The organism is Rhizobium sp. PK7-22, from assembly GCF_056530405.1.
In genome coordinates, this window is sequence record NZ_CP096514.1 from 1,616,526 (window position 1) to 1,643,028 (window position 26,503).

Below are 26,503 nucleotides of genomic sequence, written 5' to 3' on the forward strand. Positions count from 1 at the left end.
CTGCCGCACTCCTGCTTTTGTTGCGTCGCAACATAATCCCGCCGCCATCCGTTTCCAAACTGACGCAAAGTCTGTATTCCTAGGAAAAACATGCTGCGATGGGTGGAGAGCAGTCGAATGAAGAAGTGGGCCTACCGCTTCGGTGGCGGAACGGCAGAGGGTAGCGTTGCCGATGTCGCCCTTCTGGGCGGCAAGGGAGCAAACCTTGCGGAGATGGCAAGCCTTGGCTTGCCGGTGCCGCCGGGTCTGACCATTCCCGCCGAGGCTTGCTCCTGGTATTTCGAGAATGGCCGCAGCCTGCCCGAGGACCTGAAGGCCCAGGTGCTCGAAGGCATCGCCGCCATGGAGGTCGATACCGGGCGCTCGTTCGGCGGCAGCGCCAAGCCGCTTCTCCTGTCGATCCGATCCGGCGCCCGCGCCTCCATGCCTGGCATGATGGATACCGTCCTAAACCTCGGACTCAACGACGAGACGGTCCAGGCGCTCGGCCATGATGCCAGCGACGCGCGCTTTGCCTGGGACAGCTATCGGCGGTTCATCCAGATGTACGGCGACGTCGTCATGGGCATCGACCATGAAGTCTTCGAGGAAATCCTCGAGGACGAGAAGGCCCGCCACGGCCACGACTACGATACCGATCTTTCAGCCGTCCAGTGGCAGCATGTGGTCGCGCTCTACAAGAAGATGATCGAGGAGGAGTTTGGCCAGACCTTCCCGCAGGATCCGCATGTGCAGCTCTGGGGCGCCATCGCCGCCGTCTTCGCCAGCTGGATGAACCCGCGCGCCGCCACCTACCGCATGCTCCACCGCATTCCGGAAGCCTGGGGAACCGCCGTCAACGTCCAGGCCATGGTGTTCGGCAACCACGGGTCCTCCTCGGCCACGGGCGTTGCCTTCACCCGCAACCCCTCGACGGGGGAGAAGGCGCTCTACGGCGAATTCCTGGTCAACGCCCAGGGCGAGGACGTCGTCGCCGGCATCCGCACGCCGCAATCGCTGACGGAGGAGGGCCGGCAGGCATCCGGCTCGGAAAAGCCGTCCATGGAAAAGCTGATGCCGGAAACCTTCCGGGAGTTCGTGGCGATCTGCGATCGTCTGGAGACCCACTACCGCGACATGCAGGACGTCGAATTTACGGTCGAGCGCGGCAAGCTCTGGATGCTGCAGACGCGCTCCGGCAAGCGCACCACCCGCGCCGCCATGAAGATCGCCGTCGATATGGTCGACGAGGGACTGATCGGCGAGGAAGAGGCGGTAGCCCGCATCGAGCCGTCGTCGCTCGACCAGCTGCTGCACCCGACCATCGATCCACGCGTCGAACGCACCGTCATCGGCTCGGGCCTGCCCGCATCTCCAGGGGCGGCCGTCGGCGAGATTGTCTTCACGGCAGAAGAGGCGGTCGCGGCGGAAGCGGGCGGCCGCAAGGTCATCCTGGTGCGCGTCGAGACCAGCCCCGAAGACATCCACGGCATGCATGCCGCCGAGGCAATCCTCACGACGCGCGGCGGCATGACCAGCCACGCGGCCGTCGTAGCCCGCGGCATGGGCATCCCCTGCGTCGTCGGCGCCGGCACCATGCGCGTCGACCTGCGCAACGAGCAGCTCATCTGCCCGGGCGGCATCGTCCTGAAGAAGGGCGACATCATCACCGTCGACGGCTCCTCCGGGCATGTGCTGAAGGGCCGGGTGGCGATGGTCCAGCCGGAACTGTCGGGCGATTTCGGCCGGCTGATGGACTGGGCCGACAAGGCCCGTCGCATGCGGGTGCGCACCAATGCCGATACACCGCAGGATGCACGCGCCGGCCGCTCGTTCGGTGCCGAGGGCATCGGCCTCTGCCGCACCGAACACATGTTCTTCGAAGGCGACCGCATCCATGTGATGCGCGAGATGATCCTCGCCGAGGACGAGGCCGGTCGCCGTGCCGCGCTGGTCAAGCTCCTGCCGATGCAGCGCTCCGATTTCGTCGAGCTGTTTTCGATCATGCACGGCCTGCCCGTGACCATCCGCCTGCTCGATCCGCCGCTCCACGAGTTCCTGCCGAAATCGGACGAGGAGATCGACGAGGTCGCGGCGGCCATGGAGATGGAACCGGGCCTTCTGCGCCGCCGGGTCGAGGCGCTGCACGAGTTCAACCCGATGCTCGGCCATCGCGGCTGCCGGCTCGCCATCTCCTATCCGGAGATTGCGGAAATGCAGGCGCGCGCCATCTTCGAGGCGGCCTTCGAAGCCGGCCGGGAGACGGGCGAACCCGTGACGCTGGAGATCCTGGTGCCGCTCGTGTCGCTGCGCGCCGAACTCGACTACGTGAAGGCCTGCATCGATCGCGTCGCCGCCGAGGTGGTACGGGAGACGGGCGTCGAGATCGACTATCTGGCGGGCACCATGATCGAATTGCCGCGGGCAGCGCTCAGGGCCCATGTGATCGCCGAGACCGCGGAGTTCTTCTCCTTCGGCACCAACGACCTGACGCAGACCACCTTCGGGATCTCCCGAGACGACGCCGCCTCCTTCATCCCGACCTACCAGCGCAAGGGCATCATCGAACAGGACCCCTTCGTATCCCTCGATTTCGACGGTGTCGGCGAACTGATCCAGCTCGCCAGCGAGCGCGGCCGCCAGACCCGACCGGACCTGAAGCTCGGCATCTGCGGCGAACACGGCGGCGATCCGGCCTCGATCGCCTTCTGTGAGAATACCGGCCTCGATTATGTCTCCTGCTCGCCCTTCCGCGTACCGATTGCCCGGCTTGCGGCCGCTCAGGCGGCCATCCAGGGCAGGGCGACCCAGAGACATGGCGTCCTGTCTGTCGCAGCGAAAACGAAGGGCAAAGCAAGTTGACCGGGACTGATGCGACCAAGCGTTAGGGCCCCGGCGGCGGCAAGGAAGACATACGGATGAGAGACAGAGTCAGGCACGCCATCTCGGGGCTCGCCCATCCGCTGTCCACCGTCGGGCTGGTTGCAGGTTTCATCTTCTTCGCGCTGTCGCTGACGCCCAGCCTGATGCCACGCCCCTTTCTGGTGCAGGGACTTCTATCCGGCGTCTCCGCCGCCTGCGGCTACATGATCGGCACCGGTCTGGCCTGGCTGTGGGACTATCTCGAATTGCCGAGCGCCGACCGGAATGTCCGGCGCCTGCCACTGATTGCCGGTGCCGGCGGCGTGCTGCTCGCCATGGTCTTCCTGTGGCAGGCTGTCGGCTGGCAGAATTCGATCCGAACACTCTGGGACCTGCCGCCGCTCGACAGCGCGGAGCCCTATAAGCTGGGTCTCGTCGCGTTGGTGGCTTTCCTGATCGCCCTCCTGCTCGGTCGCCTGTTCCGGCTGGCCTGCCTGTCCCTGTCCCGCTGGCTGAGCCGCTTCGTGCCGCGCCGCGTCTCCAACGTCATCGGTGCGCTTCTGGCCGTCGCGCTGTTCTGGTCGATCGGGCAAGGCGTCCTCATCCGCTCGGCGGTCGACGCGATGGACGCCTCCTTCCAGCAGGTCGATGCGCTCATGGACGACGATACCCAGGCTCCCACGGCGCCATTGAAGACCGGCAGTGGCGCGTCCTACGTGGCCTGGGGAGACATCGGCCAGCAGGGCCGCAACTTCATTGCCTCCGGGCCCGGCGCAGCCGAGATCGGAGGCTTTTGGGAAACGTCGGCGCTGGAACCTGTCCGGGTCTACGTCGGTCTCAACAATGAGGAAACGGCCGAGAGGCGGGCGGCGCTTGCGCTGCGCGAACTGCAGCGGCAGGGCGGTTTCGATCGCTCTGTCTTGGTGATCGTCGTGCCGACGGGAACGGGATGGGTGGATCCCGCCGCCATGGATACGCTGGAATATTTGCATCGGGGCGACGTGGCGAGTGTCGCCCTACAGTATTCCTACCTGACAAGCTGGCTGTCGTTGCTGGTGGAGCCAGAGGAGGGACAGGACGCGGCACGCGCCCTGTTCGATGCCGTCTACGGATACTGGACCTCGCTTCCATCGCAGGCGCGACCGCGGCTCTACCTGCATGGCCTAAGCCTCGGCGCCCTCAACTCGCAGATCTCCACCGACATCTACGATGTAGTCGCCGATCCCTATCAGGGTGCACTCTGGAGCGGTCCGCCGTTCCGCAGCGCACGCTGGCAGGCGGCGACGGCGCAGCGCAACGAAGGCTCGCCTGCCTGGCTGCCGCGCTTCCGCGACGGTTCGATTATCCGCTTCACCAACCAGACCAACGCGCTGAACGATGCGGAGGCGGACTGGGGCCCGATCCGGTTCGTATTTCTACAGTATGCCAGTGATCCTGTGACCTTCTTCGACCCCACCGCGGTATTCCGCGAGCCCGACTGGATGCAGGCACCGCGCGGGCCCGACGTCTCGCCCGATCTCACCTGGCTGCCCGTCGTGACGATGCTGCAGCTTCTGTTCGACATGATGATCGCCACGAGCTCGCCCATGGGCCACGGCCATGTCTACGCGCCGGAGCACTATATCGACGCCTGGGTCGCCGTCACCCAGCCGCCGGTCGGGCCGGCCGAGATCAGCCGGCTGAGAACAATGGTCATGGAAGCTTCCGACCGGGCTCAGTGACGGTGCAGGTCCTGGCTCCGGGCTGTCGCACCGGAGGGGTAACCTGGCAATTGAGGACGGTCAGGAGCGCTCGATGAAAACGGTCCGGGGTCCCCACATGGTGCGGTTCTGCTGGTCGCGCCAGCTGCGCATGTCGGCGCGGCGATCAAGATCGAGGTCGAGCAGGCAGCGCGCCATCGCTTCCGTGCCCGGCTTGAACCCATAGCCGGCGCAGGTGCGCAGGTCGATGGCGCGGCGTTCCTCCGGCGTCACCGTCTGGCAGCCCGACAGAACGAGCGGCAGCACCGCTGCGACGAAGAGAAGATGATGGCGCATGACGAACTCCGTATCGGCCTTGCCTCGGGCAATATGCGATTTGCATATCACCCGTCCTGTTCTACACAAGCGAACATGACGTGGCCAATTCCAGATGCTGTGATTCCATGACCGTCCGCTTTGTCCGGCCCATTTCCCGTTCCGCCTATGCCGCGCGCCGGATCGCTGTTGCGGCCTTGCTGCTGTTTGCGCTGGCCGTGATCGGGCACCGCTTCGGGCCGCTGCGCACGCCGGACATGCTGGCCCTTGTCCTGCTGTCGTCGGCAATCGCCGCCGCCGCGGTGCCGCTGGCGCTGATCGGTCTCGTCCGTCTGTGGCAGAAGGGGGCGGAAGGCGGCATTGCCGCCGCAAAGGCGCTCGTTTATGCGGCCGTCCCGCTGGCGGTGGTTGCGACCGGCGCGGCCGCCTACCTGAAGCAGCCGGCGATCTACGAGGTTGCGACGGACATCGAGGATACACCGGAGTTCCTGTCCCGTCCCGACTATGCGCAGGAGTGGCTGGCGCGACCGGCCTCCGTCAGCGCCGCCGACCGCCGCGCCCAGCTCGCCGCCTATCCGGGCCTCACTGGGCGCCGCTACGAAGGAGCTCTTGACCGTGTTCTGCAGGGGGTCGAGGCCGCCGCTCTGTCGGCGCGCATAAGCCTCCGCGACCGCCAGAACGAGGAACAGATGGCGCCGGAGGCATCACCGTCGTCGCAATCGCTCGACGACGCGGAAGGAACTTTATCGCAGGAGGGCGATCTTCCAGTCATTGCTCCCGTGCCCCTGCCGCGCCCTTTGCTCCCCGGTCAGCTCGCCCCGCTCACGGTGGGGCCTGACATCAACGATGGCACTGTCCTCACGCCCGTGGACGATGTTCTTCTGCAGGGCGAGGTGCGCACACTGGCGCTCGGATTGCCATTCGACATCGTGATCCGGCTGCGGGAGGACGCCGAAACGACCTCGGTCGATCTCCGCGTCGCATCCCGCTACGGCCCCCACGACCTCGGGCTGAGCGCCGAGATCGCGGAGGATTTTCTTGATCGGCTGGATGCCGAACTTCTAGGGATTGCCGGCGGTTGACGGCAGGCGCCGTCAGCCGTTGCTCCGGCTATCCCGCCTGCGGGTCACTCAGTCGTCGCCGAGGCCGATGGCATCCAGATCGACGGCGCCGGCGCCTTCCAGAATCTCGCGCGTCAGGGTCGGGGCGGTGACTCGGATGTCGTCATCGCCTTCGACGGTGATCTCCAGCGTGCTCCAGTCGACCAGCACATCCTTTTGGCCGATGCCGAGGAAACCGCCGACTTCCAGGGCGACCGCGGCAACGGTGCCATCGACGTTGAGGAGCACGTCTTCGATTTCGCCGATGACATTGCCGTCCGCGCCGTAGACATCTTCGTCGTCCAGATTGCCGGAAAAGACATAGGCCGGGGCAGCGCCCTGCACGGACTCCGACAGAACGACGATGGGTGCCTTGATGGGCGCCTGCGCCAGAGCGGTTCCGGCAAAGAGCGCGATGGCGGCAGCGATTGGGATCGTTTTCATGATTGACCTCGGTTGTTCTGATGGATCCGCAACCGGAGCGGTCGCTCCGGGGATCGTCAGACAACGGCAAGACGGGAGATGATGTTCCATCTCCGCGCCACATCGGCGGTCGGGATCGCTCAGGCCGGAAAGAAGGTTCCGGAAAGCGACGGTGGCCCGTCGCTGGTGACCTGTCCTTTCTCCAGCAGATCCTCCAGATGCGCGAGCACGGAAAGGGAGGCGGCGCCGTGAAGCCGCGGATCGGTGCGGCTGTAGATTGCCCGCACCATGTCCGGGATCACCCGGTCGCCCGCCTTGATCCGCTCCAGCACGGCCCGCTCGCGCATGCGCCGGTGGGCGCGAAGCCCGCGCAGGAAGGAGGCGGGCTCGCGCACCGGCCCACCGTGGCCGGGCAGGAACATCCGGTCGTCACGGGCCAGAAGCTTCTCGACGGAGGCCATGAAGTCGGCCATCGAGCCGTCGGGCGGCGCCACGATCGTGGTGGCCCAGGCCATCACGTGGTCTGCGGAGAACAGGAGCCCGCTGCCCTCGAGCGCGAAGGCGGTATGGTTGGCGGTATGGCCGGGGGTGTGGAGGCCCGTAAGGCTCCAGCCGTCACCGTCGATCGTCTCGCCGTCGCCGAGGGCTAAGTCAGGGATGAAATCGCTGTCGGCGCTCTCCGCGAAGGGATTGACCTCGCCGGCAAACAGTGGCCGTGCCGCCCGGTGCGGCCCCTCCGCCACCGTCAGCGCCCCGGTTTCGGCCTTCAGCCGGCGGGCAAGCGGCGAGTGGTCACGGTGGGTGTGGCTGACGAAGATATGCGTTACCTCGCGGCCCTTCAGCGCCGCCATCAGCGCCTGGAAATGCACCTCGTCGTCCGGGCCTGGATCGATGACGGCAACGGAGGAGCCCCCGACGATATAGCTGTTGGTGCCGTGGAAGGTGAAGGGCGAGGGGTTGTTGACGGTGATGCGTTCGACGCCCGGCGCCACCGGCACCGCCTGCCCGTAGGCGGGCTGGAAGGTGAGGTCGAATTCGGGGTCTCCAACATCGTCCGTCCCTGCCATCGGCATGTTCCTCTCGGCGCGCCTGTCCACGAACCTGCAATCCGCAGGCTTCGCACCCTGCGTTCCGTTCACCGCGTGCCGGCGCAACTAGCACGATCCGGCGCCTGAAATCTTCAAAAAACCACCACACCACCAATTGCCGCCGCATCCAAGCTTTGCTAGAGCAGCCCCACCCGTGAAGCGGCGCTCCATGCACGCCGCTTCATCCAGGTCACGGTGGGGCGTCGCCAAGCGGTAAGGCACCGGTTTTTGGTACCGGCATTCCCAGGTTCGAATCCTGGCGCCCCAGCCAGTGTGTGTTTGTCAGGCGGGAATCGAGATTTTCAGCATTTTATGTAAGCTGGAAATCGCTTTAGGGCATTGTCGGACAGGAGTGTCGTAACGGCTGTCGTATGCAACGGTCGCCCAAACCGTGATCCGCCCGGCTCTCAGCTCCGCGCGTAGCAGCTAGCGAACCTATTCGTCAGTTGGCGTCGCAATCGGCTGCGCATCATGCTGTCGTACGAGTCGCTAACATCACAGTAGCCACGGCGTCTTTTCACATCTGCGAGTCGCTGCACTTCGCAAAGCGCATCGGCCACCGATCGTTTAGGAGTACTGTCCTAGCGTCCACGGCTGCCTATCCGGCGCTACCGCCACGACGCCCTCGTACAGGGCGGATTCAACCGAAGAACTATAGAAGCTTGCACATTCTTGCTGCGGAACGGTACCTGCCAAATGGACTGGGGAAGCGTTGATGTTAATGCCGCGATTTTTGGCGATCGGGCTTTACGGATCCAATGACCAATATAGATCAATAAGCGCTGACTGATGACAATTTCGATGTTGATCAGGTTGCACATGCGAAAATGATGTCCGCTTCATCCGGCATTCAGAAGGGTTTTGGGGTGCCGGATCATGGCAATTCCATATGTGCGACGGGTCCAATAGGTGGTGTAGCTTCGGCGCTCACTGTGCTTGCCGGACCGAGCTTGGAATGTGTAAGCATGAGGCTGACAACTTAGTGAGCAGACATTCGCCGATTGTCGCGATTATCTCAAGGGTATGGAGGGGACCGCTGAACGGCAAACCATCGTCCTATTCGAGCCCCAGTGCGCCCGTCAGGCGGACAGCGTCATCGTTGGGAATGCGAACGATCTCTGTCCATTGCTTGGTCTCGCCAGTGAAATGGTTGTTGCGGCTCTCTTGAATAGGAAGCTGGAAAGACCACTGCTGCCCTGCCACACCACACCCTGGGACACGATCTATCCCATCCGTGCCGTTGCAACAAATGACAATCTCTCGTGACTAGAGAGAGTTAGACAAGATCAGGTAGACGTATTATGGGCTATGAATGATAATCTGGAGGCGACAGGACTCGGGATTCACCCGCTGGGAGAGCCCGTTGGGCCTGTTGCGATACGCTCCCCTCCTTTGCATTGATTTTCCTGAAAGAATGGGATTAGGCGACAGACTCGTATATTAGGCTAGGCTAGCGCCTTCAATAATTTGGGGCTGAAGTATTGCTGAGAGATTGGCCCAGACTAATGCGCGGTTGTGGAAAAACTTCCGAAGGACATGAGGCGCGCGCAGGATCTTGGTGAATATTACCGGGTGCCGGCTGATGACAGGGATCTCAACTATGACAAATATTTCGTCGAAGGCGAGACCAAAGTTTCGGTCTTGGACGATTATACGTCGCATAACACCACTAGATTGGATGTTTCTCGAATCAAGAGCCTTCTGTTAACGCTTGACTACGTGCGGGGTGAACTGCGTGCGTAAGATAATGACGATTGTTGGGACCCGCCCTGAGCTCATCAAGATGTCCAGAGTGATCGAGGAGTTCGATCGCTATACAGAGCATGTACTTGTCCATACCGGGCAGAATTACGACTATGAGCTTAATCAGATATTCTTCGACGATCTGGGTATCCGTAAACCCGATTATTTCCTTGATGCGGTTGGCACGACTGCGGCACAGACGATTGGCCGCGTGATCGAGAAGGCCGATGTGGTTCTGGAAAAGGAGCGGCCGGATGCGGTACTTCTTTACGGGGACACAAACTCTTGCCTCGCCGTCATCTCTGCCAAACGCCGAAAGATCCCCGTTTTTCATATGGAGGCAGGCAATCGTTGTTTCGACCAGCGTGTGCCGGAAGAATTGAACCGGAAGGTGCTCGATCACTTGAGTGACATAAACCTCGTGTTGACCGAGCATGCCCGCCGATACCTGATAGCGGAAGGCATACGACCTGAAACAGTCATAAAGACCGGTTCCCATATGCATGAGGTTCTTGACTTCTATATGCCGAAGATCAAGAGCTCAGGAATATTATCCACCCTCGGTTTGACACCTGGCACTTATTTCATTGTTAGCGCGCACCGGGAGGAAAACGTAGACAGCGCGGAAAATCTCAGAGACTTGCTTGAAACTCTAAATGCTCTGGCTGAAACATATGATGTTCCAGTAATCGTTTCCACACATCCGAGAACCGCTAACCGGCTGACTTCATTGACTGACAGGGCTGAGTTTGATGCTCGTATCCAGTTTCTGAAACCATTCGGTTTCACAGACTATGTTCGACTTCAGATGGAAGCGCTCTGCGTGATCTCGGATAGTGGTACTATTACCGAAGAAGCGTCGTTACTTGACTTGCCCGCCATAACGATTCGCAATGCTCATGAGCGTCCGGAGGGGATGGATGTTGGAACATTGATCATGGCAGGTCTTTCGAAGTCGCGAGTTCTTGAAGCTGTTCGCGTCATCATACAGCAGAGAAGCGGGTCCAGCCGCATTCTTGGGAAAGTCGCTGACTACGAAACTAATATGGTGTCCCAGCAAGTCCTCAGGATTGTCCTGAGCTACATTGGGTATGTGAAGAGAACGGTGTGGTCAGTGAATGAATAATAGTGCGCCGACACAGCGTAGGACGGATGTCCGGTCTTTAGCTTATTTGTGGGAGACCTGACATGATTGGTGCCGTCTCGCGGTAGGGCGTGTCATGTTGGTTGGATGGCCGTCGAAGGATTCGAAATAGCCGTCCTGCAACAGCTGCGCCACCGCACCCTTGTCAGGCTCCGGCCGCTGCGGCTTAACCGGGTCTCCGCCTGCTTCAGCACCGCCATGGGCGACTGGTCGGCAATGCCATAGACCATCATGCCAACCGCATCATCCTGGAACCCTTCGCGGCGGCAATTGTCTGCGGCCCACGTATGCCGTCAGCAGGGCCAGGGTCGTAGCCAAGCGCGGTCAAGCGCCGCTGCAGACCAGAGCTGCTGAGAATGCAAGGTTGTGTTCATGGTAGCGTTCCTCGGTGGGAAGTCAGATTTGGGCACGGGAAGGCCAGTTGCCGAGGGCCGGAGTGATCTTTGCCGATATTGATGGCTCGGCTGGGGCGTGGCTTAGGATGTCTCCTATGTGTCCGCTGTGGAGAGCTTCTGCAACGCTTCAGGATGCCTGTCGCGCGTTTCGGACGATCCTACGGATTTGATTTCATGGGACTACGGGCACCTTAACACCTCTGGCGCGAAACTTCTGGCGGAAGCAAGAGTCCGCAGTCGGACCTATCAGAGTGAAGAAGTGCAGATCGGGTCGGACAATCTAAAATAGCGACCGTGTCAGTCGTCATTGCCCACACTAATGCAATGCTCGTTACCATATCCTGTGACGTTTAGATCGTGGTCTTTGGCGTCTGGCGCTCAGTCCGCCCGACTGCGTCTGCATCGGCTTGCCCGGAGCGATGTAGTGCCACCCGACCTTGTTATTCCTAGACCAGGCCAGGACTGCATTCGACCTGAATCAGTGCGATTGTTGGATGCGATCATGCCGGATTCGCCGCGTCTTTTGACGATTGTCGCAGTTCGCGAGCCACACGCGGAGATCGAAGTGGGGGGCGCTGCGAGGCACTCACTCGTGACATCATTGACAATGCTGATCAAGCTCAAACTGTAGATGACGGCATCAACTTCTGGGGCGCATCCTGTATGGACGTGATCTGACGAGGTAGAAACCTTAAACGAGCCTCGGTTATAGCGTGCGAAAGGCCCCCCGGACAGCCGCACAGGACTGTAGTACAAGACTGTCGTACACGAACATCAGGTGATTGGGATATGACAGCCTCTTCAGGGACTTGAAAAACGGCGGAATCCTTAGCTGGGAATTCCGGCGCCCCAGCCGATCCCGCGAGACAGAGAGTGCTCAGCCCGCTTCCCCCCCACCCCACCACCTTCCCCAGCGCCCCGAATATGATAAACGCCCGCCATGGCTAACCTCCCCGAACCAGATCCGATCTACCATCCGCCGCTGGAACCCTATCTGACCTGTTTGCACCAGGATGCGGATCTGCTGGTGTTCGATAAGCCGAGCGGGCTGCTGTCGGTGCCGGGGCGGCATCCGGCGCTGTCGGACAGTCTTTTGACGCGCGTGCAGCAGGAGTTCCCCAAGGCCCTGATCGTCCATCGGCTGGATAAGGACACCTCCGGCGTGGTGGTCATGTCGCGCAACCGCAAGGCGCATGCCTTTGTCGCCGCGCAGTTCGAGGCGCGCACCGCAAGAAAATCCTATGTCGCCGAGGTCTGGGGCCGGGTGACGGAGACGGAAGGCTTGATCGACCTGCCGCTGGCGATCGACCCGGACAACAAGCCTCGCCACCGGGTCGATCTTGAGAACGGCAAGCCGGCGCAGACGCGCTGGCAGGTGATCGGCTACGGCGAGAACAGCACGCGCCTGCGCCTGTTTCCGCTGACGGGGCGCACCCATCAGCTGCGCGTCCACATGAAGGCGCTCGGCCACGTCATCCTCGGCGATGAATTCTATGCCGAAGGGGAGGCGCTTTCGGCCGCGCCCCGCTTGCTTCTCCACGCCGAGGAATTAGGCTTTCGCCATCCCAACGGGTCGGACATCACCTTCACGGCCCCCACACCCTTCTGAGATCGGACAGCGTGCAGAACCTCGAGAAAACGCCCCTGATCGTCGATTTTGTCGGCGGTGCCGTCGGCCACCGGTTTCGCGCCGGCGAGGGACGCCGGCAGGATCTGCCGAAGGCGGCCGGCTTTGCGAGCGGCGTGACGCCACAGATCGTCGATGCGACCGCCGGCCTTGGCCGCGATGCCTTCTTTCTCGCCTCGCTCGGCGCCCGCGTCACGCTCATCGAACGCTCCGCCGTGATGCATGATCTGCTCGCCGAAGGACTGGAGCGGGCGAGGGCGGAAGGCGGGCGCTACGCCGAGGCGGTCGCCCGCATGACGCTGATCCAGGGCGAATCTCGGGACCTGCTGCCGCAGCTGAACCCGCAGGTCGTGCTGATCGATCCCATGCATCCGCCGCGCGACAAGACGGCGCTGGTGAAGAAGGAGATGCGGCTGATCCGCGAAATCGTCGGCACAGATTCCGATTCCGTTGAGCTCATGGAGGTCGCCCTTGAGGCGGCGCAATACCGTGTCGTCCTGAAGTGGCCGCTGCGCGGCGAGCCGATGCCGGGCGTGCGCAAGCCGTCCTACCAGATCCTCGGAAAAAGCACCCGCTATGACGTCTTCGTCAAGGCGAAGATCCCGGAGACGCTCGCCTGAGCAAGGGCGCCGGGTTACCTACAGCCCGAGGTCGGACAAACCCGGGTGGTCGTCCGGGCGGCGTCCGAGCGGCCAGTGGAACTTGCGATCCTCAATCGCGATCGGCATGTCGTTGATCGAGGCGAAGCGCCGCTGCATCAGGCCGTCGGCGTCGAACTCCCAGTTCTCGTTGCCGTAGGAGCGGAACCAGTTGCCGCTGTCGTCGTGCCACTCGTAGGCAAAGCGCACCGCGATGCGGTTGTCGGCAAAGGTCCACAACTCCTTGATCAGCCGGTAGTCCAGCTCTTTCGCCCATTTGCGGGTCAGGAAGGCGACGATCTCGGCCCGCCCCACCGGGAAATCCGTGCGGTTTCGCCAGCGGCTGTCGGGCGTATAGACGAGCGACACCCGCTGCGGGTCGCGGCTGTTCCAGCCGTCTTCGGCCATGCGCACTTTTGCTATCGCTGTTTCCAGCGTGAAAGGCGGTACGAGCTTTACCATGGTCCTGTTTTCCCTCCCCGAGAAAGATCACCTCGGTCCGGCGTCTCGGCCGGACCGAGGTGATGGCGGTTATTCTTCCTTGAAACCATACTCCGGCACATTGCCGCTGGCGCCGTAATATTTGTAGGGCAGGAACTTGCCGGACATCACCATCTTGACGCGGTCGCCGCGCGGGTTGGGCAGGCGCTCCATGGTCATGTCGAAGTCGATGGCCGACATGATGCCGTCGCCGTATTCCTCCTCGATCAGCGCCTTCCAGGCCGGGCCGTTAACCATCACCAGCTCGTAGAAACGGTAGATCAGGGGATCGGTCGGGGGCATCGGCATGCCGCGCATCGGCGTTTCATTCAGCATGCGGATCTCCGGCCGCGACAGGCCGAAGAGCTCGCCGGCATTTTCCGCCTGCGGCTTGGCAAGCTTCATCTGGCCGAGGATGGCGCCGACGATCAGCACCTCCGAAGAGCCGCCGATTGTCTCGCAGATGTATTTCCAGGTCCAACCCTTCTCGCGCTTGATGTCGAGCAGTTTTTCCGTGAGGTCTTCGCGCTTCATGGGGGTCTCCTATCGTTTGCTTGAGGCTTGGTTCAGCTGCGGACGGCGGCCGCAGCGGGACTGGAAAAGGGGGCGTCAACCGAGGCTCTGGGGCTCACCACCGGAACCTGGCGCGGGTCGTGGTCCGGCACCGTGTCGCGGAACGTGCGGCTGCGGGTGACCAGAAAGTCGACGATGTGGTTGCGCATCGGGTAGTAGTCAGGGTGCCGGTGCAGGTCGACGCGCGTGCGATCCTTCGGCAGCGGATTGGCCACCACCTCGGCGAGCACGGCGCCCGGACCATTGGTCATCAGGAAGATCTTGTCGGCGAGATAGATCGCCTCGTCGACATCATGGGTGATCAGCAGCGAGGTCTGCCCGGTTTCCAGGCAGATGCGCCGGACCTCGTCCTGCAGGGTGCCGCGCGTCAGGGCGTCGAGCGCCGAAAAGGGCTCGTCCATCAGCAGGATCTTCGGGGTGATCGACAATGCCCGTGCAATGCCGACCCGCTGCTTCATGCCGCCCGAAAGCTCCGACGGTCGCTTGTGTTCGGAGCCCGAAAGACCGACGAGATCAATGAAGCTCCCGGCATGTGCGGCAACCTGGCTTCGCGTCCACTTCGGCCATTTGGAGGAGACGGCGAAGGCCACATTGCCGAGAACCGTGCGCCAGGGCAGCAGTGCATGGCTCTGGAAGATGACGGCGCGGTCGAGGCTGGTGCCGGAGATCGCCTGGCCGTCGACGATGACCTCGCCTTCGCTCGGGGCATCGAGGCCGGCGAGAATGTTGAGGATCGTCGTCTTGCCGCAGCCCGAGTGACCGATGACGCAGCCGAATTCGCCGCGCTCGAGCGTTAGCCACAGGTCCTGGAAGATCGTCGTCGGCGGCGACCCCGGCTTGCCGGGATATTGGCGGGCAATGGCCTCGATGGAAATGAACTTGCTCATCATTACTCCGGAAATGTCACGAGGCGCGTCAGGCGGGCGAGGATCTGATCGAACAGCATGCCGACCACGCCGATCACCAGGATGGCGATGATCACATTGGTGATCGAAAGGTTGTTCCACTCGTTCCAGACGAAGTAGCCGACGCCGGTTCCGCCAACGAGCATCTCGGCGGCGACGATGACGAGCCAGGCGATGCCGATCGAGATCCGCATGCCCGTCAGGATCGTCGGCGCGGCCGCCGGCAGGATCACCGCATAGGCGCGGCGGATCGGACCGACCTCCAGCGTGCGGGCGACATTGATCCACTCGCGGCGCACGGCAGAGACGCCGAAGGCGGTATTGATCAGCATCGGCCAGAGCGCGCAGATGAAGATGACGAAGATCGCCGAAATGTTGGAATCCTTGATGGTGTAGAGAGCTAGCGGCATCCAGGCGAGCGGCGAGATGGGTTTCAGGATCTGCACGAAGGGATCGACCGCGCGGCTGACGAGCGGCGACATGCCGATCAGGAAGCCGAGCGGAATGGCGACGAGAACCGCCAGGCAATAGCCGAGCAGCACGCGGGCGATGGAAAAGCCGAGCTGGATGCCGAGACCCTTGTCGTTGGGTCCGTTGTCGTAGAAAGGATCGCTCAGATGCTCCCATAGTTTTGCGCCGACATCGAGCGGTCCGGGCATGGCCGAGACGCCGGTGGTCGCCGTGGCGCCCATCAGCCGCGCATATTCCGGGTCCATGTCCGCGACCGGCCCCGTCGACTGCGTGGCAAGGTGCCACGCAGCGAGGAAGAGGGCGAGGATGAGAGCCGACAGCAGCGCTGCCCGCAAGGGAAGGGGTGCAGTCACCTCAGTTCACTTTCTTGATGGCGAAGCTGTCGAGATAGGCTTCGGGCTCGGCCGGATCGAAGGTCTTGCCCATCACCACGAAGGTCTTGTTCGTTTCCTTCGGCGGCGTCATACCGAGCTCTTCCATCATCTTGGAGGTGTCGGTGGCGAGGAACACCTGGGAGGCGATCTCGTCGTAGTTGATGTCGCCCTGCACCTGACCCCAGCGCTTCATCTGGGTCATGATCCAGACGGCGAAGGACTGGTACGGGAAGGGGTCGAAATCGACGCGGTTCGGCTGCTGCACGATGTTGCCGAGGCCGTCGGCGAAGGTGCCGGTCAGGATCTGCTCCAGCACCGTTTCCGGCTGGTTCAGGTAATTGGCGGGCGCGATGGCGGCGGCGATCTCCTTGCGGTTGCCGGCCTCATGGGCATAGGCCGTCGCATCGATGATCGACTTCAGGAGCGCGCTGTAGGTATTGGGCATCGTGTCGATAAATTCCTTCGATGCCGCAAAGGCGCAGCACGGATGGCCATCCCAGATGTCCTTGGTCAGGATGTGGATGAAGCCGACGCCATCGTAGACGGCGCGCTGGTTCATCGGGTCGGGGCCAAGGAAGCCGTCGAGGTTTTCGGCTCTGAGATTGGCCACCATCTCCGGTGGCGGCACGGCGCGGATCTGCACGTCGGCGTCCGGATCGATGCCGTGTTCGGCCAGATAGTAGCGCAGCAGGTAGTTGTGCATCGAATAGTCGAAGGGCACGCCGAACTTGAAACCCTTCCAGTCTTTCGGGTCGCGCCGGTCCTTGTGCTTCATCGCCAGCGTGATGGCCTGGCCGTTGATGTTTTCCACCGCCGGCATCGCATAGGGCTGCGGGTTGGAGCCGATGCCCATGCTGATGGCGAGCGGCATCGGCGACAGCATGTGGGCCGCGTCGTATTCCTTGTTCAGCGTCTTGTCGCGGATGACGGCCCAGCCGGCCGTCTTGATGACCTCGACGTTCAGCCCGTGCTTCTCGTAGAAACCCATCGGCGAAGCCATGATGATCGGCGTGGCGCAGGTGATCGGAATGAAGCCGACCTTCAGGTCCGGCTTCTCGATCGGGCCAGTGTCGGCAAAGGCTTCCGTGGCGGTGGCCAGCGGAAAGAACTGCGCAACGGCGGCTGCCGCCGTGCTGGCGCCGACCGCCTTCAGGAAGGCGCGCCGGGAGGCATCTTGCGGAAACATGGCGCGCAGAACGGCTGTCGCTACGACGTTCTCGTACTGCTTGTCGGTGCTGGAGGAGACCTCCTGCGCCCGCATCTGCTGGTCGTGTTCGCTCTGGCTTTTGTGCTGGCCGCAGTTGCAGCCGGATCGAAAGACGGTACGCGCATCAAATGGATTATCGAACATTGCACTGTTCCCCTTTGTGCCATTGACTGGAACAGGTCTTGCAATGCGCGTGCCAAGTGGTCCCGCCGCCGCAACACCCTTGGGTGATCGGCACTTTCAGGCGCGTCAGGCGCCGTTGGTGGATCACGACATTTCATGATATACGAATTTTCGTAACTCAAATTCACGAGAATTCGTCATGGCCCAGGCGCTCACCGGCTCGATCTTCGATCTCTCCCCGCAGCCGGAGATGATCTTCGATCCCGTGGCGGATCAGGTGGTGGCGGCAAATTCAGCGGCCTGCCGTCTCCTGGGCTACGACCATGCGGCACTTCTGCAGATGACGGTGACCGAGCTCCATGACGGGCAGATACCGACGCTCATCGTCTTCACCCAGGCGATCCTCGACAAGGGCTCCTACTGGACGACGACGCTCAGGCCACGGCACGCGACAGGCCGCGAGGTGGAGGTCGAGTACATCGGCTCGCGTCTGCCGATCGACGGCAGCCGGCAGCTGATCATCGTCTGCCTTCACGACCTGCACGAGCGCCGGCGCCGCTCCATCGATTCTGCGGCAGAAGATTTCATGGGCGGCGGCCTGACGGAATGGCAGCGGGCCGAGCGCGTCTTCCGCGATATCGAACGGGAAAACCGCCTGATCTTGCGCGCTGCGGGCGAGGGGATCTACGGCGTCAACGCAGAGGGCAAGACGACCTTCGTCAATCCGGCAGCCGAGCGCATTCTGGGCTGGACCGCCGACGAACTGGTGGCCAGGGACATCCACTCGATCATGCATCACACGCGCCCCGATGGAACGCACTACCCGCATGAAGACTGCCCGATCTACGCCGCCTTCCGGGATGGCGCCGTGCACACCGTCGTCGACGAGGTCTTCTGGCGCAAGGACGGCTCGCCGGTCTGGGTGGAATATACCTCCACCCCCATCCGCGACCGCAATGTCATCGTCGGCGCCGTCATTGTCTTTCGCGACGTGACCGAGCGGCGCGAGGCCGACAGCCGTCTGCGGGCAGCGCTCGCCGAGGTGGACCAGCTGCGCGAGCGCCTGGAGCACGAGAACGCCTACCTGCAGGAGGAAATCCGCATCGAGATGAACGCCTCCGGCATCGTCGGCGCCTCGGCGCCCGTCCAGGCGGTCCTGCGGCAGATCCACCTGGTGGCGCCGACCGGCGCGACGGTGCTGATCACCGGCGAGTCCGGCACCGGCAAGGAGCTGATTGCCCGCGCCATCCACGAGGCGAGTGACCGGCGCGACCGGCCGCTGATCCGGGTGAACTGCGCGGCGATCCCGCGCGAACTCTTCGAAAGCGAGTTCTTCGGCCATGTCCGCGGCGCCTTCACCGGCGCGATCCGCGACCGGATCGGCCGCTTCGAGCTTGCCGACGGCGGCACGCTCTTTTTGGACGAGGTCGGTGAAATCCCGCTGGAGCTGCAGAGCAAGCTCCTGCGCGTCCTGCAGGAGGGCGTCTTCGAGCGGGTCGGCGAGGAGAAGACCCGCAGCGTCGATGTGCGCTTGATCGCCGCCACCAACCGGGATCTGAAGCAGGCCGTCCAGCGCCGGCAGTTCCGCGAGGATCTCTATTTCCGCCTGAACGTCTTCCCGATCGTCTCCGTGCCCTTGCGTGAACGACGCGACGACATTCCGCTCCTGGCGCAGCATTTCCTCGATCGCGAAAGCCAGTCGAAGCGCATGGATCTGCGGTTTTCGGAAGCCGATATCCGCGAGCTCTGCCGCTACGACTGGCCGGGCAATGTCCGCGAGCTTCAGAACGTCATCGAGCGCGCCGCCATCCTCTCCCAGAACGGGCGGCTGACGATCGACCTCCCGGATGCGCATCGCCGCGAGGCAACGACGGCGACCCGGGCGAGCCAGAGACCCGCGGCAGATGAGATCCTGACCGATGCGCAGCTGCGCGACCTGGAGCGCGACAACCTCGTCGCGGCGCTGACGGCCTGCGGCTGCAGGGTCTCCGGCCCAAGCGGCGCCGCGCGCCTCCTCGGCATGAAACCGACCACCCTGGCATCGCGCATCAAGGCCTTCGGACTGGATCTGGACGCGCTGCCACGGTGACGCGACCCGGCTATACCCGCGATGCGGAATCTGCGCAGCGAAAAGACGTAGAGGAGGGTGGCGACTGGCGCCCGCCGAACGAACTGCGGCCGGACAACCCACAGCCCGGCGCGCCGATGGATCACGGAATCGATCATCTTCGACAATTGCGCGATGGCACGACGGAGACGGATTCGAGCACCGCTCGAGCGGTGCAAGGCTCTTGGCGGTGCAGAATTATCTTTTGTCTAATTGATCCAAGTCTAATTAACGACGTAACCGGAAGAGAAACCCATCCTGCTAAGGATCCATCGTCTCCACGGGAGCTACGCCATGATCCTCGAGCTGCAGAACACGATTCTCGAGATGATTGCCAAGGGCGAGGACCTGGCAACCACTGTCGATAAGCTGTGTCTCAAGGTCGAGGCCCTGGTGCCGGACATTACGGTCTCGGTGCTTGCGTTCGATGGCAGGTACCTGCATCCGCTGGCCGGGCCTTCGCTTCCTTCAGAGTTTTCGGCAGCGGTTGAAGGTCTGGAAAGCGGGCCGCTTGCCGGCTCCTGCGGAACAGCCGCGTTTTACGGTGAGCCGGTGACCGCGGCGGACATCGAAACGGATCCCCGCTGGCAGCACGGCAGGGCTGGTGTCATGGCGCTCGGTTTTAAGGCGTGCTGGTCGTCCCCCATCAAGAGCGGCGAGCGCGTGGTGGGTACTTTTGCATTCTACTATCGTGAACGCCGCGGCCCGAGTGCCCTGGAGCAGAAGCTCGTCGATGCCTGTGTCCACCTCTGCTCGATCGCGATCGATCGAAGCGATCGGGTGCTGGAGCGTCAGCGCCTGACCTATACGGACGCCTTGACGGGCCTGCCCAACCGGGCCCGCTTCAACCAGGTCCTCTCGGAGGTATCCTCCAAGCCGGCCCAGCGCTGGGGCATACTGCTCGCCGACATCGACAACCTCAAGCAGATCAACGACACCTTCGGCCACGCAGCAGGAGATGCCTTGATCAAGGTCGTGGCCGACCGGATCTCCACGGCGGCCGGGGCCGGGACTGCCTTTCGACTGGGCGGCGATGAATTCGCCGTCATCGTGAGCGACACGGAAGCGGGCAACCTGCCGAACCGGGCTAGCGCCATCCTGTCTGGCCTTTCATCGCCCTCGACCTGCGATGGGCACGTCGTTTACCCGGCGGCAACGATCGGCGGCGCATTTGCGGACGTGGGGAGCGATCCCGAGGAAATCCGCCAGTATGCAGACGTGGCGCTGTACCACGCGAAAGAACGCAGCCGTGGTCAATATGTCCAGTATTATCACGGTTTGCGGACAGCCCAGACCCGCCGCTTCCGGGCGATACACGAGGTGGGCGCCGCCTTGGGGGAAAACCGGCTTGACGCCCACTACCAGCCGATCTTTCGGCTCGACACCCGCGAGGTCGTTGGATTCGAGGCCCTGGCACGCATGACGGCGCCCTCGGGCGAGATCATTGCCGCCGCAAAGTTCCAGGAGGCCCTGAAAGACGCCCATATCGCGGCCGAGCTGACGCAGCGGATGATGGAGCGCGTCGCAGGCGACATCCGCACGTGGCTGGACAAGGGGCTTCCGCTCCAGCACGTCGGCATCAACCTGTCGGCTGCGGATTTCCATACGGGCGACCTGCGCACGAGGCTCTGCAGGGTTTTCGGCCAAGCCGGCGTGCCCTTGGACCACATCATCCTGGAGGTCACGGAATCGGTCTATCTGGGACAGCGCGATCACGTGGTGGCCGATGCCATCAAGGCGCTGCGGGCGGATGGAATGCGCGTTGCGCTCGACGATTTCGGCACCGGGTATGCGTCGCTCACCCATCTCCTGACGGTGCCCGTCGACATCATCAAGATCGACAAGTCCTTCATCGACCGCCTCGTGCCCGGCGACGCCGGGATCTTCATCGTCGAAGGCCTGATGGGGATCGCCCGCAATCTCGGCATCCGGGTCGTCGCCGAAGGGATCGAGGTTCAGTCTCAGGTGGATCACCTGCTGGATCTGGGCTGCCAGCTCGGCCAGGGCTACCTCTTCTCCAGGGCGGTCGATCGCACGGCCGCGGCTGATCTGCTGGAACGGTTCGGTCAGCCGCTGGGAGAGCACAGCAAGAAGCGCAACGTCTCCTAGCTTGTCACCCGGCCTGTTTCAGCTCTCCCGCATGCGCCGCAATGTCGAGAAACAGCGCCGTCATGATGCGCATTCCCTCTTCCGCAATGGTGAGAAGGGCATGCTCGTTCGGCCCATGCTGTCCGCATTCGGCGTGGGAATGCGGGATCCAGATGGTGGGGAGGCCGAGAATATCCGTGAAGGCGTCGTTGGGGAGCGAGCCCGCGAGGTTCGGCAGCACATGTGGCTTGCGACCTGTGGACGCGGTGATCGACCGCTCGACGAAGGCGATCCAGGGATGATCGGGCGGAAAGCGGGTGGCCTTGAACGGCTCGCCTTTGGACGCCCGCACTTCGACCATGGCAAACCCATGGGCATCGAGATGACGGCGAAGCGCCGGCAGGATCTCCTCCATGTCGGTGCCGACGACGAACCGCAGCTGGCAGGTGGCCCGCGCCGATCCGGAGATGGCGTTCTGCGGCGCATCGATATTGCCGGCGGCAATGGCGAGTACCGCCAGCGAATTCCAGCCGAACACGCGTTCCGAAGGGGTGAGCGTGCTCTCGCCCCAGTCGGCGTCGTGCCGGCGCGGTGGCAGATCCTTCAACGTCGCGCGGATCTCCGGCGTCAGGCTCGTCGGCCGCCATTCGGCGATCCGGATCTGGCCGCGCGCGTCGACGATCGAGGCGATGGCATGTGACAGGATGATCACCGGATCGGCCAGCAGGCCGCCGAAGTTTCCGGAGTGGTGGTCGCTGTCCCTGAGGTGGACGACGAGATCGAAGGACAGGCCGCCGCGCGAGCCCATGAACATGGTCGGCGTATCGATGGCGAGCCGCGGCCCATCGGAGGCGATCAGCACATTGGCCGAGAGCGCCTCCTTCTGCAGCGCGAAGAATTCGCGAAGGCCGTAGGAGCCGGTCTCCTCCGCCATCTCGATGATGATCTTGGCGTTGAAGCCGAGCCGGCCCTGCGCCCTGATGATGGTCTCCAGCGCCTTGATGTTAATGAGATGCTGGATCTTGTTATCCGCCGTGCCGCGGCCGTAGAGCTTGTCGCCCTCGACGGTCAGCACGAAGGGATCCAGCCCCTCGCGCCACCGCTGCGCCTCGCCGTTGCAGACGTCGCCATGGCCGTAGACCAGCACGGTCGGCAGGGCTTCGTCCTCGACGCGGTTGGCAATCAACAGCGGCGCACCGCCCTCGCGCGGATTGTCGAAGATATCGCAGGCAAAGCCGATCGCCTGCAGCATCGGCCGCATGTCGCTCTCGAGATAGGCCAGAAGCGCGTCCGGCCGTCCTTCCGACTGGCTGACGGAGCGCCGCGCGACCAGCCCCGCCAGGTCGGCGATCAATGCGCCGGTGGAAACATAGGCCGAAGCCTGAGCAAGAACATCATGTCTATCCATCCCTCTTTCGTACCCGAGGCCGCACCGCGCGACAACAACGGATAGAAGGGCGTTTCCGGCCGCCAGGGAAGGCCAGCAGAAGGGTACGGCAGGATGTGCGGCGGGCTTCGTTGGCTAACCGCCAACCGGTTGCTCCCGGGCCGCGGGCTCTATCGTTGCATCCCCGTTTGGGTCCTCGTCCAGCAGCATGCTGCCGACCAGGAGATAAGCGATGATCGCAACCACCACGGTGCCTAGGATGGCGACCGGCAGCAGGGGTGCCGCGCGCCGTTCGGGAGTGTCTTCGCGCTTCTGGATCATCCTGGACCTCACAAGCAGTTGCTTCTTCAGGTCACCTCACCGGGGCTTGGCCGGCGGCCTGCCCCGGAAGGTGGACGGTGAAGCGCGCGGTTACTCGGTCACTTTCTTCGCGGCGTCCTTGGCATCGCCCTTGGCCTGCTGCAGATCGCCCTTTGCTTCCTGCTTTGCGCCGCCTGCCTTCATGTCGTCATTGCCGGTGGCGTCGCCGGCGGACTGCTGTGCCTTGCCGGCGATCTCGTTGCCCTTGCCCTTCATCTTGTCCATCGTGCTGTTCATCTGGGATCTCCTTTCGGGTTGACCGAGTCCAACGACGGCAATGGCTCATGGTTCCTGACTGTCCACTCGGCAAAGCTTTGCGAGGCAGGTACGTTCGCCGGTCGGATGTACACTTCCAGCCCAAATGCGGCGGCAGCGAATATTAGGGAATTCGCGATAAATGTTTGAGACCTATACGCAAAAATGGATGGAGAGCCTCCCGCGCCGCGTCACTAAAACTTCTTGAAACCGTAGTCTGTCTGTCATCTGAAAGCTCCATACGCGCCGCTGAAACAGGAGCGCAGTATGACGCCGCAATCGGTAGAACTTCGGGGCATAGGCAAGAGCTTCGGGACGGAAAACGTCCTGAAGGGGATCGATCTCTCCGTCCGCCCGGGCGAGTTTCTGTCTCTCGTCGGCATGTCGGGCTGCGGCAAGTCCACCCTTCTGCGGATGATCGCAGGCCTCGAGGCGCCGGATAGCGGCACCGTCTCGATCGGCGGCAGTGACGTCACAGACATGGACCCGAGCGAGCGCAACCTCGCCATGGTCTTCCAGTCCTACGCGCTCTATCCGCACATGAACGTCCGCCAGAACATCGCCACGCCGCTGCGCATGCGCCGCCTGCCACTGTCGGCACGGCTGCCTTTGATCGGCGGGCTGTTTGCGCCGTCGCAGACGCTGCGAGACATCGATGCCGCCGTCGAACAGGCCGCCGAAACGCTGCATATTCCCCATCTGCTGGACCGCAAGCCGGCGCAGCTGTCCGGTGGCCAGCGCCAGCGCGTGGCCTTGGCGCGCGCCTTGGTGCGCTCGCCGGCCGCCTTCCTGATGGACGAGCCGCTGTCCAACCTGGACGCCAAGCTGCGCGCCCACATGCGCGAGGAACTGGCCTCCCTGCATCGACGCCTCGGCGCCACCTTCATCTATGTCACGCACGACCAGATCGAGGCGATGACGATGTCCGACCGCATCGCGCTGATGTCGGAAGGCCGCATCGAACAGCTCGGCACGCCCGACGAGCTCTACCGCAGCCCCGCAACGCTGACGGTCGCGCGCTTCATCGGCACCCCGTCGATCAATCTGCTGCCGGTCGAGATCGACACGCAGGGCAGGGTGGCAGCCTTCGGTCAGGATCTCGGACTGCAGGCGGCCACCGCGCACGCCGGTCCCGCGACCCTCGGCATCCGCTCGGAAGACCTGCGCCCCGCCGCCGAAGGCCTGGCCGTGCGCGTGCTGCGTGCCGAAACCCATGGCGCCGATCGCTTCGTCAGCTGCCAGCTCCTGGCCGACGAGACGGTGCGGATTACCCTGCGGCAACTAGCCGGCGAGACGCTCGAGACCGGCGCCGACGGCCTGACTTATCTCGCCTTCGCGCTGGAACGGGCCCATCTGTTCGGCGCCGACGGTGCACGCCGCGAACTCTCGGTGCGCGAGCGGGTGGCGGCATGACGGCGACGGATTTCCCCGCTAACGCCTCTGTCGCAACCGCCCCCAGCCGGTCGCGGACAGACCGGCGCATGACCCTACGCGGCCTTGCCTTCGTCGCCCCGGCCGCCCTCCTGCTCATCGCCATCTACATCCTGCCGATGATCGTGCTCGCCGTCTTCTCGGTGACGGACTACCAGCTCGGTGCACTCTCCATCAATTTCGTCGGCCTGCAGAACTTCACCGCCGCCATGGACGACGACGTGTTCCTGCGGGCGCTCAGCAACACCGTCCTCTATGCGGCGATCGTCATTCCCCTCGGCGTCTTCCTGGCGCTCGGCGTCGCACTGCTGGTCTACAACCGCAAGCGCAGCCGCGCCTTCTGGGAAGTGGCCTATTTCCTGCCGGTGACCGCGACGCTGGTGGCCATGGCGACCGTCTGGCAGTTCCTGCTGCATCCCACCATCGGCCCGGTCAATGCCGCCATCAAGTGGTTCGGCCTCGAGCCCGTCGCCTTCCTCTCGAATCCGGTGCTGCTGATCCCGACCATGGCCATGATCGGCATCTGGCAGGTGCTCGGCTTCAACATGGTGCTGTTCCTCGCCGGTCTCACCGCGATCCCCAAGGACCTCTACGAGGCCGCCCGCCTCGACGGCGCCAAGAACCCGATCGACCGCTTCTTCACGGTCACCTGGCCGATCCTCGGCCCGACCACGATGTTCGTCGTCGTCACCACCTCGATCTCCGCCTTCAAGGTCTTCGAGACGGTCGCCGTGCTGACCAAGGGCCGCTTCGGCTCCGAGACGCTGCTCTTCAACCTCTATCTCGAGGGCTTCGAATATTCCAACACCGGCTACGCCGCAGCGCTGACGCTGATCTTCCTGGCAATCGTGCTGATCCTGTCGATCTGGCAGACGGTGCACATGGACCGGAAGGTGCATTACTGATGGCCCACGTTCGCAGATACCTGCCGCATCTCGTCCTCGCCCTCGGCGCCTTCGTCATGCTGCTGCCCTTCTACTGGATGTTCCTGACGTCGATCCGCTCGTCGGCGGAAATCTTCGATGTCTCGCTCTGGCCGATCCCGAAAGACTTCTCGGCGGCAGAGAACTTCTCGCGCGCCGCAAGCCAGGTGCCCATGGCCCGCTTCATGCTGAACGGCGTCATCGTCTGCCTCGGCATCCTGATCGTGCAGGTGCTGACGGCGGTGCCCGCCGCCTATGCGCTGGCCAAGCTCCGCTTCCCGGGCCGCAGGCTGCTGATGACCCTGGTGATTGCCGCCCTCTGCGTGCCGATCCAGGCGCTGGCGCTGCCGCTCTTCGTCGGTCTGGCGATGACCGAACTGCTCAACACCTACTTCGCCATGATGATGCCCTTCTTCCTGTCGGTGTTTGCGATCTTCCTGTTTCACCAGTCCTTCCGCAGCTACCCCAATGAGATCATCGAGGCGGCGCGGATGGATGGCTTCTCCGAGATGGAGATCTGCTGGCGCCTCGTGCTGCGCGGTTCGCTGCCCTCGCTCGCCGCCTTCTCGGTGTTTTCCCTCGTGGCGCACTGGAACGACCTCTACTGGCCGATGATCGTCGTCTCCGACACCAATCTCGCGCCGCCGCCCCTCGGGATGCTGTATTTCGCCGACGTCGAGTCCGGTGCGAACTACGGCGCGCTGATGGCCGGCGCGACCATCATTACCGCGCCGATGCTGGTCTGCTTCCTGCTCGTGCGCCGACATTTCATCGCGGGGATCACCATGACCGGAGTCAAGTGATC

The 26,503-nt window shown here is 63.2% G+C and carries 24 protein-coding genes, 1 tRNA gene and 1 pseudogene; 13 read left to right on the forward strand and 13 right to left on the reverse strand.

From position 1 onward, the window contains the following. The first annotated feature begins 117 nt into the window (after positions 1-117). Both ppdK and M1E10_RS12485 read left to right on the forward strand, forming a co-directional pair. Positions 118-2,841 carry a pyruvate, phosphate dikinase gene (gene ppdK / locus M1E10_RS12480; RefSeq protein WP_499176735.1) on the forward strand — a complete coding sequence of 908 codons (2,724 nt, stop codon included), beginning with the start codon at positions 118-120 and terminating at the stop codon, positions 2,839-2,841. Between the two features lie 56 nt (positions 2,842-2,897). Beyond that, a complete protein-coding gene (locus tag M1E10_RS12485) occupies positions 2,898-4,562 on the forward strand; it encodes an alpha/beta hydrolase (RefSeq protein ID WP_499176736.1) in 1,665 nt (554 codons plus the stop codon). A gap of 60 nt (positions 4,563-4,622) precedes the next feature. Here the strand turns inward: M1E10_RS12485 and M1E10_RS12490 are convergent, their stop codons facing one another. After that, positions 4,623-4,877, reverse strand: coding sequence for a hypothetical protein (locus M1E10_RS12490; protein WP_499176737.1), 255 nt, complete (start codon positions 4,875-4,877; stop codon positions 4,623-4,625). Between the two features lie 107 nt (positions 4,878-4,984). Here M1E10_RS12490 and M1E10_RS12495 point away from each other — a divergent pair, with 107 nt between their 5' ends. Further along, positions 4,985-5,938 (forward strand): DUF1499 domain-containing protein, encoded by a 954-nt coding sequence (locus M1E10_RS12495; RefSeq protein WP_499176738.1) that lies wholly within the window; start codon positions 4,985-4,987, stop codon positions 5,936-5,938. A gap of 48 nt (positions 5,939-5,986) precedes the next feature. Here the strand turns inward: M1E10_RS12495 and M1E10_RS12500 are convergent, their stop codons facing one another. Both M1E10_RS12500 and M1E10_RS12505 read right to left on the reverse strand, forming a co-directional pair. Then, positions 5,987-6,400 (reverse strand): PRC-barrel domain-containing protein, encoded by a 414-nt coding sequence (locus M1E10_RS12500; RefSeq protein ID WP_499176739.1) that lies wholly within the window; start codon positions 6,398-6,400, stop codon positions 5,987-5,989. Positions 6,401-6,519: 119 nt separating this feature from the next. Next, positions 6,520-7,446 carry an MBL fold metallo-hydrolase gene (locus M1E10_RS12505; RefSeq protein WP_499176740.1) on the reverse strand — a complete coding sequence of 309 codons (927 nt, stop codon included), beginning with the start codon at positions 7,444-7,446 and terminating at the stop codon, positions 6,520-6,522. A gap of 217 nt (positions 7,447-7,663) precedes the next feature. On the opposite strand from M1E10_RS12505, the gene M1E10_RS12510 reads away from it, so the two are divergent. The 3 genes from M1E10_RS12510 (at position 7,664) to wecB (ending at position 10,336) form a co-directional block, all read left to right on the forward strand. Next, positions 7,664-7,738: transfer RNA gene (locus tag M1E10_RS12510), tRNA-Gln, on the forward strand. A 1,265-nt stretch (positions 7,739-9,003) separates the two neighbouring features. Then, complete coding sequence (locus tag M1E10_RS12515) at positions 9,004-9,210, forward strand: hypothetical protein (protein WP_499177165.1); 207 nt, start codon at positions 9,004-9,006, stop codon at positions 9,208-9,210. After that, entirely contained in the window at positions 9,203-10,336 is a 1,134-nt protein-coding gene (gene wecB / locus M1E10_RS12520; protein WP_499176741.1) for a non-hydrolyzing UDP-N-acetylglucosamine 2-epimerase, read from the forward strand. The genes M1E10_RS12515 and wecB overlap by 8 nt, the downstream gene beginning before the upstream one ends. A gap of 247 nt (positions 10,337-10,583) precedes the next feature. Here the strand turns inward: wecB and M1E10_RS12525 are convergent, their stop codons facing one another. After that, positions 10,584-10,682 carry a peptidoglycan-binding domain-containing protein gene (locus M1E10_RS12525; protein ID WP_499176742.1) on the reverse strand — a complete coding sequence of 33 codons (99 nt, stop codon included), beginning with the start codon at positions 10,680-10,682 and terminating at the stop codon, positions 10,584-10,586. A gap of 464 nt (positions 10,683-11,146) precedes the next feature. Next, positions 11,147-11,367, reverse strand: a pseudogene (locus M1E10_RS12530) (hypothetical protein); the annotation flags it as partial. Between the two features lie 322 nt (positions 11,368-11,689). On the opposite strand from M1E10_RS12530, the gene M1E10_RS12535 reads away from it, so the two are divergent. Together M1E10_RS12535 and M1E10_RS12540 are read left to right on the forward strand one after the other, a co-directional pair. After that, the gene (locus tag M1E10_RS12535) at positions 11,690-12,358 is read left to right on the forward strand and encodes a pseudouridine synthase family protein (protein ID WP_499176743.1); all 669 of its coding nucleotides are present in this window, start codon (positions 11,690-11,692) and stop codon (positions 12,356-12,358) included. Between the two features lie 11 nt (positions 12,359-12,369). Continuing rightward, on the forward strand, positions 12,370-12,996 hold the full coding sequence (locus M1E10_RS12540; protein WP_499176744.1) for a class I SAM-dependent methyltransferase: 627 nt from the start codon (positions 12,370-12,372) through the stop codon (positions 12,994-12,996). Positions 12,997-13,014: 18 nt separating this feature from the next. Here M1E10_RS12540 and M1E10_RS12545 read toward each other — a convergent pair whose 3' ends face one another. The 5 genes from M1E10_RS12545 to M1E10_RS12565 all read right to left on the reverse strand — a co-directional run bounded on the left by M1E10_RS12545 (position 13,015) and on the right by M1E10_RS12565 (position 17,168). After that, positions 13,015-13,476 carry a nuclear transport factor 2 family protein gene (locus tag M1E10_RS12545; RefSeq protein WP_499176745.1) on the reverse strand — a complete coding sequence of 154 codons (462 nt, stop codon included), beginning with the start codon at positions 13,474-13,476 and terminating at the stop codon, positions 13,015-13,017. Between the two features lie 69 nt (positions 13,477-13,545). Then, on the reverse strand, positions 13,546-14,028 hold the full coding sequence (gene cynS, locus M1E10_RS12550) for a cyanase (protein WP_499176746.1): 483 nt from the start codon (positions 14,026-14,028) through the stop codon (positions 13,546-13,548). Positions 14,029-14,060: 32 nt separating this feature from the next. Further along, positions 14,061-14,957, reverse strand: coding sequence for an ABC transporter ATP-binding protein (locus M1E10_RS12555; RefSeq protein ID WP_499176747.1), 897 nt, complete (start codon positions 14,955-14,957; stop codon positions 14,061-14,063). Beyond that, positions 14,957-15,796 carry an ABC transporter permease gene (ntrB, locus tag M1E10_RS12560; RefSeq protein ID WP_499176748.1) on the reverse strand — a complete coding sequence of 280 codons (840 nt, stop codon included), beginning with the start codon at positions 15,794-15,796 and terminating at the stop codon, positions 14,957-14,959. Before ntrB ends, M1E10_RS12555 begins: the two co-directional genes overlap by 1 nt. Before the next feature lies 1 nt (position 15,797). After that, entirely contained in the window at positions 15,798-17,168 is a 1,371-nt protein-coding gene (locus tag M1E10_RS12565) for a CmpA/NrtA family ABC transporter substrate-binding protein (protein ID WP_499176749.1), read from the reverse strand. A 178-nt stretch (positions 17,169-17,346) separates the two neighbouring features. Between M1E10_RS12565 and M1E10_RS12570 the strand changes: the two genes are divergently transcribed. Together M1E10_RS12570 and M1E10_RS12575 are read left to right on the forward strand one after the other, a co-directional pair. Further along, the gene (locus tag M1E10_RS12570; protein ID WP_499176750.1) at positions 17,347-19,236 is read left to right on the forward strand and encodes a sigma-54 interaction domain-containing protein; all 1,890 of its coding nucleotides are present in this window, start codon (positions 17,347-17,349) and stop codon (positions 19,234-19,236) included. Positions 19,237-19,548: 312 nt separating this feature from the next. Then, the gene (locus tag M1E10_RS12575) at positions 19,549-21,363 is read left to right on the forward strand and encodes a putative bifunctional diguanylate cyclase/phosphodiesterase (protein WP_499176751.1); all 1,815 of its coding nucleotides are present in this window, start codon (positions 19,549-19,551) and stop codon (positions 21,361-21,363) included. Between the two features lie 4 nt (positions 21,364-21,367). On the opposite strand, the gene M1E10_RS12580 is transcribed toward M1E10_RS12575, so the two are convergent. The 3 genes from M1E10_RS12580 to M1E10_RS12590 all read right to left on the reverse strand — a co-directional run bounded on the left by M1E10_RS12580 (position 21,368) and on the right by M1E10_RS12590 (position 23,326). Then, positions 21,368-22,750 (reverse strand): M20 family metallopeptidase, encoded by a 1,383-nt coding sequence (locus M1E10_RS12580; protein WP_499176752.1) that lies wholly within the window; start codon positions 22,748-22,750, stop codon positions 21,368-21,370. Between the two features lie 114 nt (positions 22,751-22,864). Beyond that, positions 22,865-23,050: a hypothetical protein gene (locus M1E10_RS12585; protein ID WP_499176753.1), complete on the reverse strand. Its 186-nt coding sequence runs from the start codon at positions 23,048-23,050 to the stop codon at positions 22,865-22,867. Positions 23,051-23,140: 90 nt separating this feature from the next. Beyond that, positions 23,141-23,326 (reverse strand): CsbD family protein, encoded by a 186-nt coding sequence (locus M1E10_RS12590; protein WP_499176754.1) that lies wholly within the window; start codon positions 23,324-23,326, stop codon positions 23,141-23,143. Between the two features lie 285 nt (positions 23,327-23,611). Between M1E10_RS12590 and M1E10_RS12595 the strand changes: the two genes are divergently transcribed. The 3 genes from M1E10_RS12595 to M1E10_RS12605 are packed head-to-tail and all read left to right on the forward strand — an operon-like array spanning position 23,612 to position 26,501. Continuing rightward, positions 23,612-24,757, forward strand: coding sequence for an ABC transporter ATP-binding protein (locus tag M1E10_RS12595; RefSeq protein ID WP_499176755.1), 1,146 nt, complete (start codon positions 23,612-23,614; stop codon positions 24,755-24,757). After that, positions 24,754-25,680: a carbohydrate ABC transporter permease gene (locus tag M1E10_RS12600; RefSeq protein ID WP_499176756.1), complete on the forward strand. Its 927-nt coding sequence runs from the start codon at positions 24,754-24,756 to the stop codon at positions 25,678-25,680. Before M1E10_RS12595 ends, M1E10_RS12600 begins: the two co-directional genes overlap by 4 nt. Beyond that, positions 25,680-26,501 (forward strand): carbohydrate ABC transporter permease, encoded by an 822-nt coding sequence (locus tag M1E10_RS12605; protein ID WP_499176757.1) that lies wholly within the window; start codon positions 25,680-25,682, stop codon positions 26,499-26,501. Before M1E10_RS12600 ends, M1E10_RS12605 begins: the two co-directional genes overlap by 1 nt. Positions 26,502-26,503: the final 2 nt, after the last annotated feature.